The organism is Variovorax sp. P4_D9, from assembly GCF_056401695.1.
Genome location: NZ_JBFUIU010000195.1, coordinates 1 through 12901 on the forward strand (window position 1 = coordinate 1; position 12901 = coordinate 12901).

The following is a 12901-nucleotide window of genomic DNA, read 5'->3' on the forward strand; positions in this document are numbered from 1 at the left end:
ATGAAGAAGCAGCTCGAATCGGTCGCCGGCCAGTTCCGCGAGGAGAAGGACCTGCGCGCCGATGCCGACAAGGAACTGGAGCGCAGCCTGCGCGATCACACGCAGGCGCTCGAGAAGCGCCTTGCCCAGGTGTCCGACCAGCTGGCGCGCCAGGAGCGCGAGTTCACCGATCGCTTGGGCCACGAGGTCCAGGTGCTGCGCGACGAGATGCGCAAGCGCCAGGACGACGCCCGCGCCACCACCGAGCGGATGTTCGCCGAGCTCAGCAACGTCAAGACCGATCGCAACCTGCTCGCCGGACTGTTCGTCGAGATCGCCAAATGCCTGAACCAGGACGTCGCGCCCAAGGGCAGCAACGGCCACGCCGCCTGAGTCGCGCGGAAAGCGCGCCGGTGGGGCTGGTTCGCGCGGGCGCCGCCACGGAGGCGCGGTGAACGCACGCCTGTCGCTGGCCGCGACGCGCGAGCCCGGAGGCGCTGCCGAAGAGGATCCGAAGGCACGGCTCGCCGCGCTCTTGCTGGAGTTGGCGCGCTGCGTCGATCCGGACGTGGCGGCGACGCTGCCGAGCCGCCTCGACGACGATCCGCGGCTGGATGCGATGCGGCGCGTGCTGTTCGAGCGCGAGCAGGTGGCGCTGGCGCGGCTGCAGCAGAAGTTCGACGACCCGCGCGAGTTCGCCGATGCGGTGGGCGCGGTGCTGCCCGCCGCCTTCGCGCTGGCGGCGACGCAGGGAGACCGCCTCGGCCAGTCGATCGCGCCCACCGTCGAGCGCGCGACCCAGGCGTCGATCCAAAAGAACCCGGGCACGATGGTCGACATCTTGTATCCGGTCATGGGGCCGGCGATCCGCAAAGCCATCGCCGAGACCCTCGAGGGCACGCTGCAATCTCTGAACCAGGCCCTCAAGCACAGCCTGTCGTGGCGCGGCCTCAAGTGGCGCATCGAGGCCTGGCGCAGCGGCAGCACCTTTGCCGACGTCGTGATGCGGCACACGGCCGTGTTCAGCGTCGAGCACCTGTTTCTGATCCATCGCAAGACCGGCCTGCTGATGGCGCACGTGGCGAGGGACGACGCGACCACGCGCGACCCGCAACTGGTGTCGGCGATGCTCTCGGCGATCCAGGACTTCGTGCGCGACTCGTTCGACGAATCCGGGACCGGCGGCGCGAGCGGCCGCAGCATCGACAGCCTGCGGCTGGGCGACCTGCTGCTGTGGTGCGAGGAAGGGCCGTCGGCCTTTCTCGCAGCGGTGATCCATGGCAATCCGCCGGCCATGCTGCGCGCGCGCCTGGGCGATACGCTGGGCTCCGTCCACGACCAGTGGCGCACGGCGCTCGATGAATTCCAGGGCGACACCACGCCCTTCGACGAGGTCGCGGAACGCCTGCGGCCCTGCCTGTTGTCCCAGGTGGCCGAGACCCACAAGAAGATGTCGCCTTTGCTCTGGCTCATCCCGCTCGCGCTGCTGGCGGTGCTGGGCTACTGGATCACCGGGCGGGTCATCGAGCGCCAGCGCGTCGATGCCTATGTCTCGGCGCTGCAGGATCAGCCCGGCATCGTCGTGACGGGCGCCGAACGCCGCGACGGAAAGTGGTTGGTGTCCGGCCTGCGCGACCCGTTGGCCACGCAGCCGGAGTCCCTGCTGGCACAGGCCCGTCTGGACCCGGCGCGTGTCGGCGGCCGCTGGGAACCCTACCAGGCGCTGCATCCGGCCATCATGCTGAAGCGGCTGCAGGCGACCCTGAATCCGCCGCCGACGGTCATCCTGACCCAGGACGCGAGCGGCATTCGCGCCAGCGGCACGGCCCCCCAGCAATGGATGGACAAGGCGCGGACCTTCCTGCTGACCTTGCCGGCCGGCGCCCCGAAGGTGGATCTCAGCGCCCTCAAGGACGTGCAGGATCCCGAGTACCTTCGCCTGCGCGACGCCATTCAGGCGCAGCTCATCCATTTCGAGTTCAGCGTGCCGCGGCCGGCCCCGGGCCAGGACGCCAAGCTGGACGCCGTGGCCGCCGACACGCGCGAACTGGTTCAGGTCGCCCGCGCCCTGGGCTTCCCGGTCAAGGTGACGATCGTCGGCCACGCCGATGCCACGGGCAAGGACATCTCCAACCTGGCCCTGAGCGTGGGCCGCGCGGAGGTCGTGCGCTCCATGTTGCGGGCCCGCGGCGTCGATCCCGCGGTGCTCGCCGTGCGCGGCGCCGGCCCGCTGGAGCCGCTGCGCCCCGGCGCCAGCGAGGACGAGTTGTCGATGAACCGGCGCGTCTCCTTCGCCGTGAGCACAGGCGATTAGGAACTGTTCGAACATGCTGCAAAAGAAGATCTGCCTGTTGGGCGCCTTCGGCGTCGGAAAGACCAGCCTGGTACGCCGCTATGTCGACACCATCTTCTCGGATGCCTACCTGACGACGGTCGGGGTCAAGATCGACAAGAAGCAGCTGACCGTCGGCAGCGAGCAGATGGCGCTGATCCTGTGGGACATCGCCGGCGAGGACGAGGTGGCGGCGGTCCGGGTGAGCTACCTGCGCGGCGCGGCCGCCTATCTGCTGGTGGTGGATGGGACCCGGCCCGAAACCCTGGACACCGCGGTGTCGATCCAGGCGCGGGTCGGGGCGGAGATCGGCGAGGTTCCCTTCATCGCCCTGCTCAACAAGGCGGACCTGATGGAAGACTGGGCGCTCCCGGCCGAGCGCATCGAGCACCTGGAGGCCGCCGGCTGGAGCTTTCGCCGCACCAGCGCCAAGACCGGCATGGGGGTCGAGGAAGCCTTCCAGGAACTGGCGGCGCGCGTGGCCCGATAGTCATGCTCGACCTGCCGGCCCGGATCTCCGACTCGCTGCTGTTGCTGCTGCACGCGCAACGGGTCGTCGCGCACCTGGTCATCGACGATTCGCAGAACCTGACGCAGGCCGGCGGGCACCTCGACCACTACGGCCTGTCCGGGCTCCAGACCGGCTGCCCGGCCAGCGACCAGATCCCGTTCCTGGAAGGCCTGCTACCGCTGGTGGAGACGCCTTTTCTGATCCGCTCGATGGAAATGCCCAGCGGCCGCGTGGCGGACATCCATTTCTTCGCCGACGACGGCACCGTCTGGGTCCTGCTGCTCGACGTCACGACCGAATACGAGGAAGCCCGGCTGGTGCAGCAGAAGGCCTACGACATGACCCTGCTGAGCCAGCGCGAGGCCAGGCTCATCGAGCAACTCGAATCGGCCAACCTGGAACTGACCCGGGCCCATCGTGAACTCGAGGCGTCGCAGGAAGCCCTGCAGCTCACCCACGACCGGCTGCAGCAGGAACTGCGCGACGCCGAACGCTATGTCCGCTCGATCCTGCCGGAGCCCGTATCGGGGCCGCTGTCGGTCGACTGGCGCTTCGTTCCCTCGACCGAACTGGGCGGCGATTCGTTCGGCTATCACTGGATCGACGACCAGCACTTCGCGCTCTACCTGCTCGACGTCTGCGGCCATGGCGTGGGCTCGGCCCTGCTCTCGGTGGCGGTCGCCGACACGCTGCGCTCGGAGGCCCTGCAGCGGACCGATTTCCGTAGCCCGAGCGAGGTGCTCACCGCGCTCAACCAGGCCTACCAGATGGAGCGCCACGGCGAACTGTTCTGCACCGTCTGGTACGGCGTCTACCACCGGGCCACCGGCTGCCTGCGCTACGCCTCCGCCGGCCACCCCCCGGCCGTGCTCGTGAGCGGCGCTGGCGAGGGCCGCCCCTTGCCGGCGTCGGGCCCCTGCGTCGGCATCTCCCCGGCCGCCCGCTATAGCGAAGCGCAGTGCACCCTGCAGCCGTCCGACCGGCTGTTCGTCTTCAGCGACGGCACCTACGAGATCAGCCGGCCGGATGGCTCGATGCTGGCGTTCGAGGACTTCACCGAGATCCTGTCGCGACCGGTCGGCGACGGGCAGTCCGAACTGGACCGCCTGCTGGACTTCGCGCGATACGTCCATGGCCCAGGCGTGCTCGAGGATGATTTCACCCTCATCAAGATGACGGTCTGAGCCCGCCTATGCCGATTTGAGGACGGTCCAACCCGACTCGATGTGCTTGCGCATGGCCAGCATGGCCATGGAGGCGTCGCCGGTCGTCAGGGCATGCAGGATCTCGTCGTGTTCCTTGACCGCCTCCTGGCCGCGACCTTCCACGGCATTGATCAGGTCGAAGGGGTAGCGGGCCCAGAGGATCTGCACGAAGTGAAGGGTCTGCGGCATCTGCGCGATGTCGTAAAGCCGGCGATGGAAGCGGTAGTTGACGCCACGCGCCGTCGCCCGGTCGCCGCTTTCGAAGGCCTTGGCGAACTCGTCGGCCAGGGAGCGAAGCGCGGCGATGTCGTGCGAGGTCACCCGCTCGGTCGCGCCGCGCACCAGCTGGGCCTCCAGCATGAGGCGCAGATTCAGGATCTCGCCGGAGGCGGAGGGGTCGAAGGGCGCGACGCGGGCGCCCCGATACGAGTCGCCACCGACATAGCCCTCGGCCGCCAGAAGCCTCAGGGCCTCGCGCACCGGCGTGATGCTCAGGTGCAGCTGCTCGGCAATCTCCGCCTGCTTCAGTCGCGATCCGCGCGGGTACACCCCCGAGATGATTCGCTCGCGCAGGTAGTCCGCGACCTGTTCTTCTTTGGTTCGATATTCCATCTGCTGCAGCACCCCGGGGGAGCCTTCCCTCGGGGCCGATTCTAAGCGCCGCTGCCGGCGCCCCGGCCCTCGGCGAGGATGCGCCGCGCCCGCTCGACCACCGGCTTGTCTATCATCCTGCCGTCCAGGGAAGTGGCCGCGCCCGCGCTGGCATCGAAGGCGGCGACCACCCCGTGCGCCCACGCCARTTCCTGCGCCGTCGGCAGGAATGCCGCATTGACGGCAGCGACCTGGCGCGGATGGATGCAGAGCTTGCCGCCGAAGCCGAGCTGGCGCGAACGGCGCGCGTCCGCCTGCATGCAGGCTTCTTCGGTGAAATGGAGGCTGACGCCGTCGACCGGCGCCGCCAGACCCGCCTGGCAGGACTGGAGCACGATCTGGATGCGCACGCTGGTCAGGGCGTCGCCTGCATCCTCGACGCCACTTTCGGCCGCGAAGTCCACGCTGCCGAACGCGATGCGCTCGAGCCCGGGCACGGCGGCCATGGGCGCCAGCGCCAAGTAGCCAGCGACCGTCTCGAGCAGCGCGATGACCCGGCGCCCGGGCAGGGCCTGGGCGGTCCGGGCCAGCGATTCGGCGTCGGCCTTGGGCAGCATCACGCCCACGCGCGGCGCCGCCTGCAGCATGCGGAGGTCGTCCGCATGCCACTCGGTGTCCGCCGCATTGACGCGCACGAAGGCCTCCCGGCCCGTCGCGAGCCACGACGCCACCCGGTCGCGTGCCTCGGCCTTGGCTGCCGGCGCGACCGCGTCCTCCAGGTCGAGAATGACTTCGTGCGCCCCGTTGCCGGCGGCCTTGTCGAAGCGCTCCGGCAGGTGGCCCGGGACGAACAGCAGACTGCGCGCGAGACGGCTCATCGGCCGCTCACTCGAAGCGCACGTCCTGCGACGTCGTCAGGCGGCAGAAGCGGCGCAGGCTCTCGATGGCGCCCGCGTGCTCCTCGGCCGACAGCCCGCAGCAGCAGTCCTCCAGCACCACCATCTCGTAGTCGCGGTCGTGGCCTTCGCGCACGGTGGCCTGCACCACCGCGTTGGTGGAGATGCCCGAGCAGTAGATGCGCCGGATGCCGTGGGCACGCAGGATCGCCTCGAGGCTGGTGCTGTAGAACGGGCTGACGCGGTGCTTGACGATGTCGAAGTCGCTCGGCTGGCGGCCCAGGTCCGGATGTACCTCGGTGCCCCAGCTGCCGAGCTTGAAGATCCCGTTCTTCCGGGCGCCGGAGAAAATCGGCGAGTTCGGCGGGCATTCGCGATAGTCGGGCGAGAAGCCGACCCGGACGAAACCGATCAGCACGCCGGCGGCGCGCGCCTTGTCGAGAGCGGCACGCGTGTTCTCCAGCACGCGCCGGCCCCGCACCTGCTCGCCGTAGGCGGCCTTGCCGTTGGGGCCGTCGGCATGGACCAGGTCGTTCTCCATGTCCAGCACCAGGTAGATCGAATCTTTCACGCAGCACTCCTTTCATTCACTCGTCGAGTGTTCGCCATGTTCACAGGATCACCTCCCGCTTCTCGAGGTCGGCGCGGCGCACCGAATCGATGCCGAGCAGTTCGCCGAACACATAGTCCTCGTCCTGGCCCAGCGCGGGCGTCAGCCGTCGGATGCCGACATCGTCGGTGACCGAGAAGCGCGCCGGCGCTCCCACCGCCAGGCGCTTCGGGATGTCCGGCGCGCTGACCTCGACCAGGGCGCCGCGGGCGCGCAGATGGGGATCATCCGCCACATCCTGCATGGTCCACGAGACATGGGCGCAGACGCCCGCCCGCTGCAGCTGCGCCGCCGTCTGGTCGGCGTCGCGTCCGGCCAGCCACCGGGTCAGCAGTGCATCGAGCTCGGCATGGCGACTGCGCCGGCCGCGCGCCGTGGCAAAGCGTTCGTCATGCGCCATCTCGCCCTGTTCGAGCACCGCCAGCAGGGCCTGCCATTCTTGGTCGCTGCGCACCGCCAGCGTGAGCCAGCGGTCGAGTCGGGCGGTCGCATAGATGCCGTGGGGCGCCATCGCAGGGTCGCCATTGCCGGGCCGCAGGGGCGTGCCGCCGCCACTGGCCTGGACCAGCGCGTCGCCGATCATCGCCGAGGCCACCTCGCGCGCGGCCAGGTCGACGTGCTGCTCGCGGCCCGTGCGGCGCCGCTGGTGCAAGGCAGCCAGCGTCGCGACAGCCGCGTGCATGCCGGCGGAGTGATCCATGACGTGGCGCATCTCCATCGGCGGGCCGTCGCTGTAGCCGCTCATCCAGCCCAGGCCGCCCCAGGCGCCAAACAGCGGCGCATAGCCCGCGAAGTGCGAGTCCGGCCCGCTCTGGCCGCACGATGACAGCGACAGCAGGACGATGCCCGGCCTGGCCTCGCGCAGGGCGTCGAAACCGAGTCCGAGGCGATTCATCACACCGGGCCTGAAGCTCTCGGCGGCGATGTCGGACAGGGCGACGACGCGCTTGGCGAGTTCGACGGCCTCGGGATGCTTGAGGTTCAGCCGCACCGACAGCTTGTTGGCCGACACCTGGTCGAAGGTCGCCGCCTGCATCCGGCCATAGACGGCGTGCGGCTTGCGAAAGGCGTCGGGCCGGGTGCGGCTCTCGATCTTGATGCACTGCGCCCCCAGTTGGGACAGCAGGTGGGTGCAGAAGGGGCCGGCCGCGTGGATCGTGAAGTCGGCGATGCGAACGCCGGCCAATGGCGCGTGGCGGGCCGTCATGCGACGCCCTCCCCCTGGGCCATCTCGCCCAGCGCCGGCACCCGCCCGGCACGCTGCAGCGGCGAGCAGCGGAACTGGAACGGCGCCAGCAGCACGTCGACCTCGAAGCCGCCCGGGAGCGCGGCCGGGACGAACAGTTCGCGGGCACGCTCGTGCTCGCCCTGCGTCACCTCCACCGGCGCGCGGTACTTGGCTGCCGGCACGCCGAGCTGCTGCGCCCGCCCGACGATGTCCTCGACCCGGTGCCTGGCCATCCATTCGCGGATGTGGCCATTGATCTCGTCGCCGCGGCGGCTGCGCTCGAGCGGATCGCGCAGCGCCTCCTCACCGGCCCAGTCGGGGCGGCCGAGCAGTTCGACCAGCGCACTCCATTGCCGGTCCTCGAGAGTGAGCAGTTCCAGGTAGCCGTCGAGCGTCTCGAACACCCCGCCATAGCGGAAGCTCCGCGTGGTGCGATGCTCCAGCGAGCCGTCTCCGAGCCGCTGCAATGCAAAGGCGCCGACTGAGAGCATCGCGTCCTGCACCGACACATCGACATACTGGCCGCCGCGCTCGGGCGCCGCCCACCAGGCGGCGAGCGCGCACATCGCCGCCAGGCTGCCGCCCTGGTAGCTGGCGAAGTGGCCGTAGACCTTGAGCGGCGGGCGGTCCGGGAACAGCTCGTTGGACAGGCCGTTGGGCAGCAGGAAGCCTTCGCCGCCGGCATGCACCAGGTTCACCTCCTCGCCGTCCCAGTCCGCCTTGTCCCCGGTGGCGCCGAAGGGCAGCACGCTGACGTGAACGAGGCCGGCGAAGCGCCGGCCGATCGATGCCGGATCGAGGCCGGCACCGGGCCGATGGCGCAGCGGCGTGTCGTCGATCAGGATGTCGGCGCCATCCAGCGCGCGCGCCAGCACGGCCTGCCCCTTGCTCGTCAGCGGGTCGCAGACCAAGCTGCGTTTGCCGACGGAGAGGTAGGCGAACAGCGCACTCTCTCCGGTGTCGCCGAGCAGAGGCGGCGCCTGCCGCAGCGGCGAGCCCTCCTCGGGCTCGAGCATCACGACCTGCGCGCCCATGGCGGCGAGCAGGCGGCCGGCGTAGGCGGCCGCCACGGTGCGCGAGCGCTCGACGACGCGGCAGCCTGCCAGGGGCAGCTCGGCGGATGGCGACGCTTCATCGAAAAGCATGTGAGCCCTTTCGCAGGTGTTGCAGGAAGCTGGCGTTCAGCGAATCACCGGCAGCTCGAGGTCGATGCCCGAGCCGTCGATGAAGGCCGGCAGCCTGACATCGCGCGAGGGCAGCGCGACGGTCGCGATGCCCGGCGTGGTCACCTCGCCGCGCTGGTTCTCGGCCGCGATCTCGATGTCGACGAGCGCGGTCTTGTCCTTCACGTACTTGCGCACCACCTTGGCCTTGCAGAAGGTGGTGTCGCCCACGATGTTGAAGCGCCGCATCTCGGTCCGCACGCGCTTGATCACGCCGGCATCGCCCATCCAGTTGGTGATCAGCGTGCACATCCACGACGAGCGCTGCGGACCGTAGTCGTAGGTGCCCGGGACGCCGACCTCCTTGGCCACCGACTCGCGGTGGTGACCGATGCCGGTGTACTCGACGCCGCCGCCGGCCTCCGGATTGCGGAAGAAATGGCCCGGGTGCTTGACCGCCGCCTGCAGCACCACGCCATGCGTGTGGCCGCGGCCGCAGCCGACCAGGAAGCCCATCGTGTCCATCAGCGACAGCGGGCCGCGCGCGATCGTCGGCAGTTCTTCGCCTTCCTGCACTTCCTCCCAGTAGCGCACGTTGGCGCCGCGGATGTTGTTCGGCTCGTCGAGCACCATTTGGTCGATGCGGTCGTGCATCTCGTTGCTGTACTCGTGCTGGACGATCTCCTTGTACTTGCCGGTGTCGCGCGCCGCTTTGCGCTCGTGGCGGGTGCAGGTGCCGAGCGCCCGCGCCACCAGTTCGCCGCGCTGGTTGTAGTAGCAGGCCTCGACATACTGCAGCACCAGGCGGCCCGAGAACTTGCTCTCCTTGACCTCGACGCCAACCACCCGCTCGATCGGCGTGATGCGGTCGCCCGGGCGCACGTGGCGGATCAGCTCCCAGTCGTTGCCGGCATAGAAGCCGTGCACGCCCGGCAGGCCCCAGCGCGTGCGGCCGAGCCAGCCGAAGGCCATCGGGAACATCGGGTGCGCGAGCATCGTGCCGTAGCGGCTAGCCGCGCCATAGCCGATGTCACGGTACAGAGGGTTCAGGTCGCCGATGCCGTTGCACCAGTTGCGTAGCGTGTCGGGCGTGGCGTCCTGCAGGTAGGGGCCTTCGGGGCGCAGGTGCAGGCCGATCATGGCTTTGGCGTCGGCGATGGCCTGGTCGGTGATCAGGCCCTCCGCGGGCGCGTTGCCGACGTCGGATTGAGGGCTCAGGTTGGCAGTGGCAGTGGCAGTGGTCAAGTTCATTACTCCGGTTGCTCAGGTTGACTCAGGTTTGAGATGGAAATGCAGGATGCATTCTTTGGGGAAACGTGCTTGTTTTCGGTAAAGGACACAGGGGGGATGCGTCTTCAGTCGACGTGGATTTCGGCGGCCTTGATGACCTCGCCCCACTTGGGGCGCTCCGCCTTCACGAAGGCCTCCAGCTGGGCCGGTCCCATGAAGAGCGGTTCGACGCCGATCTCGAGCATTCGCCGCCGCATCTCGGGCTGCTGCAGGGCGCGCCGGAGGTGCTCGACGAGCTTCTCGACGACCTCGGGCGGCGTGCCGCGCGGCGCGAACAGCGCATCCCAGGCCACGACCTCGAAACCGGGCACCCCCTGCTCGGCCACCGGCTTGACGCCGGGCAGCATCTCGCTGGCCTTGAGCGAGGTGATGCCCAGGGCGCGCATCTTGCCGGCCGCGAGATGCGGCCGGGCCGCGGTCACGGTGTCGATGACCAACGGGATCTGGCCCCCGAGCGCGTCGGTCATCGCCTGGCCGGAGGCCTTGTATTTCACGCCGAACAAGGGCGCCTGGGCCGACTTCACGAACTGCGCGAACACCACGTTCGCGGTGGTGCTCGGCAGCCCCACGTTCAGCGTGTTCGGTTTGGCCCGGGCCCGCGCGACCAACTCGGCGATGCCATTGGCGGGCAGGTCGGGCGCCGACGTGCAGAGCACCATCGGCAGCAGCCCGATCATCGCCACGGCATCGAAGTCGGCGGCCGGATCGAAGCCCAGCGTGGGAAAGAGGAATTCGTTGGCGGCATTCGTCGCATTGGTGCCGAGCAGGAAGGTGTAGCCGTCGGCCGGCGACCTGGCGGCGGCGGCAGCACCGATGTTGCCTCCGGCCCCGGCGCGGTTCTCCACCAAGATGGTCTGGCCCAGGGTCGTCGACAGCTCGTTCCCCACCAGCCGCGTCAGCACGTCGGCGCCCTGCCCCGCGGCATACGGGACGATGATGCGGATCGGCCGCGCGGGCCAGGCCGGCTGCGCGGCCGCCGTGAGCGGCCCGGCGCCAAGGACGGCCGCGGCGGTTGTGGCGCCGGCCTGCAGGAAACGGCGGCGGCCGAAGCGAGTGCCTGGGGTCATGGGTGCGTCCTTGTGGGTTGGCTCGTGATGCATGGGGTCAGGCCGAAAGCGCCAGACCGGCGCGCGGCCAGCGCGCGGCCAGGAGCTGGCCATGGCCCGAAAGGGTGATGAAGGCGGTGCGCCGGTCCGCGCCGCCGAAGCAGATGTTGGTGCAATAGCCTTCGGGTGCCTCGTGGAATTCCAGCAGATCCCCGGCCGGCGAGAACACGCTGACGCCGCCGCGCACCAGCGTGGCGACGCAGATGTTGCCGCCCTCCTCCACCGCCAGCGAATCGAAACGCTGGAAGCCGGGCAGGCCATGCACCAKCCGGCCGCCGTTCGGAGACGGCCAGGCTTCGTGCCCGAGTTGCCCGCGTCCGGTGATCGGGTAGGACCAGAGCCGGCTGGTCTCGGTCTCGCTCACGTACAGCGTGCGGCCGTCCGGAGACAGGCCTACGCCGTTGGGCGTCAGCACCGGGTGCGCGGCCCGGCGGATGAAGCTGCCGTCGGTGCGGGCGTAGTACACCGCGCCGCGCAGCATGCGGTCCTCGAAGGTCTTGCCGAAATCGCTGAACCAGAAGCCGCCGTCGGCGTCGAACACGATGTCGTTCGGCCCGTGCAGCGGAACGCCATCGCAGTGGGTGTAGAGCATCTGCACCGCGCCGGTGGCGAGGTTCACACGCTGGATCGCGCCGCCCTCGTAGTCGGCGGCTGGGCCGGTCGGGCGCGTGAAGCCGTCGTCCGTGCGCCAACTGAAGCCGCCGTTGTTGCAGACGTAGCAATGGCCGTCCGGTCCCATCGCCGCACCGTTGGGACCGCCGCCCAGCGTCGCCACCACGCTCAGTTCGCCCGAGGGCAGCACGCGGGTCAGCCGGCCGACGGCGATCTCGACCACCAGCACGCTGCCGTCGGCAAGCGCCACGGGGCCTTCCGGAAACTGCAATCCGGTGGCGATCAGCTCGCCTTGCAACTTCAGCTTCACGGGCTCTCCTTGTTTCATGCGTGGGCCGCCTCGTCCTGCCGTGCGCCCAGGTAGGCCTCGATGGCCTGCTGCCGCCCTTCGCGGGTGCGCAGCGCCCGGGCGTCGAGTTCGCCGACGATGTGGCCATGGCGCATCACCCAGGCGCGCGCCGCCAGCTTGGCCGCGGCGTAGAAGCTCTGCTCGACCAGCAGTGCGGCCAGCCTCTGCTCCCGCTGGATCACGGCCAGCCGCTCGTAGACACGGGCGACGAGCAGCGGAGCCAGTCCGAGCGAAGGCTCGTCCAGCAGCAGCAGGCGCGGCGCCGACATCAACCCGCGGCCGATGGCCAGCATCTGCTGCTCGCCGCCGCTCAGCAGGCCGGCGGGCGACTTCAGGCGGTTGGCGATCTCGGGAAAGAAGTCGAGCACGACCTGGCGCCGCCGGGCGCGCGTGGCGGCATCGACGAAGTAGGAGCCGAGCGTCAGGTTGTCGGCGACCGAGAGGTCGGCCACGATCGCCCGGCCCTCGGGCACGTAGGCGATGCCGGCGCGAAAGCGCCTGGCCGACGACCAGCCGCTGATGTCCTGGCCTTCGAACAGCACGCGGCCCTGCGCCGGCTCCAGTCCGGCGATCGCCCGCAGCGTGCTCGATTTGCCGGCGCCGTTGGCGCCCAGCAGCGCCGCCACCGTTGCCCTCGGCACGCCCAGGGCGATGCCGTGCACCACCGGGCCGGCGCCGTAGCGCACCGTCAGGTCCTCGACCTGCAGCAGATCCATGGCCGCCTCACTCATCGTCGTCTCCGAGATAGACGCGCACCACGTCCGGGTTGGCGCGAACCTGCGCCGGGCTGCCCGAGGCCAGCAGGCGGCCGACGTTGAGCACGTGGATGGTGTTGCACACCTCCATGATCAGGTCCATGTCGTGCTCGACCACCACCATCACCAATTGCGGCGAGCGCAGCCGCATGAGCGCGGTCGACAGATCGCGCGTCTCGACCGAGTTGAGTCCGGCCGCGGGCTGGCTCGATGCCTTCCTGCCGCTGCCGCGCGGCCGCCGCGAGCGTGCGCTGCATCGCAAACTCGCGCTGGC

14 protein-coding genes are annotated in these 12901 nt (G+C 69.8%); 4 read left to right on the plus strand and 10 right to left on the minus strand.

Features of this window, described 5'->3' with window-relative positions:
- From AC1DY5_RS21145 to AC1DY5_RS21160, 4 genes are all read left to right on the plus strand, one after another.
- Positions 1–372: hypothetical protein (locus AC1DY5_RS21145; RefSeq protein WP_478114470.1), on the plus strand; the 372-nt coding region annotated here is incomplete at its 5' end.
- A 58-nt stretch (positions 373–430) separates the two neighbouring features.
- Positions 431–2293: an OmpA family protein gene (locus tag AC1DY5_RS21150; protein ID WP_478114472.1), complete on the plus strand. Its 1863-nt coding sequence runs from the start codon at positions 431–433 to the stop codon at positions 2291–2293.
- A gap of 13 nt (positions 2294–2306) precedes the next feature.
- On the plus strand, positions 2307–2801 hold the full coding sequence (locus AC1DY5_RS21155) for a Rab family GTPase (protein ID WP_478114473.1): 495 nt from the start codon (positions 2307–2309) through the stop codon (positions 2799–2801).
- A gap of 2 nt (positions 2802–2803) precedes the next feature.
- Positions 2804–4006 carry a PP2C family protein-serine/threonine phosphatase gene (locus AC1DY5_RS21160; protein WP_478114475.1) on the plus strand — a complete coding sequence of 401 codons (1203 nt, stop codon included), beginning with the start codon at positions 2804–2806 and terminating at the stop codon, positions 4004–4006.
- 6 nt (positions 4007–4012) lie between these two features.
- Here the strand turns inward: AC1DY5_RS21160 and AC1DY5_RS21165 are convergent, their stop codons facing one another.
- From AC1DY5_RS21165 to AC1DY5_RS21210, 10 genes are all read right to left on the minus strand, one after another.
- Positions 4013–4639 (minus strand): GntR family transcriptional regulator, encoded by a 627-nt coding sequence (locus tag AC1DY5_RS21165; RefSeq protein WP_478114477.1) that lies wholly within the window; start codon positions 4637–4639, stop codon positions 4013–4015.
- Positions 4640–4680: 41 nt separating this feature from the next.
- Entirely contained in the window at positions 4681–5496 is an 816-nt protein-coding gene (locus AC1DY5_RS21170; RefSeq protein ID WP_478114479.1) for an HpcH/HpaI aldolase/citrate lyase family protein, read from the minus strand.
- Positions 5497–5503: 7 nt separating this feature from the next.
- Positions 5504–6085: a cysteine hydrolase family protein gene (locus tag AC1DY5_RS21175; RefSeq protein WP_478114480.1), complete on the minus strand. Its 582-nt coding sequence runs from the start codon at positions 6083–6085 to the stop codon at positions 5504–5506.
- A gap of 40 nt (positions 6086–6125) precedes the next feature.
- Positions 6126–7331, minus strand: a complete 1206-nt coding sequence (locus AC1DY5_RS21180) for a CaiB/BaiF CoA transferase family protein (protein ID WP_478114481.1) — start codon at positions 7329–7331, stop codon at positions 6126–6128.
- The gene (locus AC1DY5_RS21185) at positions 7328–8497 is read right to left on the minus strand and encodes a CoA transferase (RefSeq protein WP_478114483.1); all 1170 of its coding nucleotides are present in this window, start codon (positions 8495–8497) and stop codon (positions 7328–7330) included. The genes AC1DY5_RS21180 and AC1DY5_RS21185 overlap by 4 nt, the downstream gene beginning before the upstream one ends.
- A gap of 36 nt (positions 8498–8533) precedes the next feature.
- Entirely contained in the window at positions 8534–9760 is a 1227-nt protein-coding gene (locus tag AC1DY5_RS21190; protein WP_478114485.1) for an FAS1-like dehydratase domain-containing protein, read from the minus strand.
- 110 nt (positions 9761–9870) lie between these two features.
- Entirely contained in the window at positions 9871–10872 is a 1002-nt protein-coding gene (locus AC1DY5_RS21195; RefSeq protein ID WP_478114487.1) for a Bug family tripartite tricarboxylate transporter substrate binding protein, read from the minus strand.
- A 37-nt stretch (positions 10873–10909) separates the two neighbouring features.
- Entirely contained in the window at positions 10910–11833 is a 924-nt protein-coding gene (locus AC1DY5_RS21200; protein WP_478114488.1) for an SMP-30/gluconolactonase/LRE family protein, read from the minus strand.
- Positions 11834–11847: 14 nt separating this feature from the next.
- On the minus strand, positions 11848–12603 hold the full coding sequence (locus tag AC1DY5_RS21205) for an ABC transporter ATP-binding protein (RefSeq protein WP_478114490.1): 756 nt from the start codon (positions 12601–12603) through the stop codon (positions 11848–11850).
- Positions 12596–12901, minus strand: a 306-nt coding sequence (locus AC1DY5_RS21210; RefSeq protein WP_478114492.1) for an ABC transporter ATP-binding protein C-terminal domain-containing protein, incomplete at its 5' end; no start/stop codon positions are given. The genes AC1DY5_RS21205 and AC1DY5_RS21210, both read right to left, overlap by 8 nt.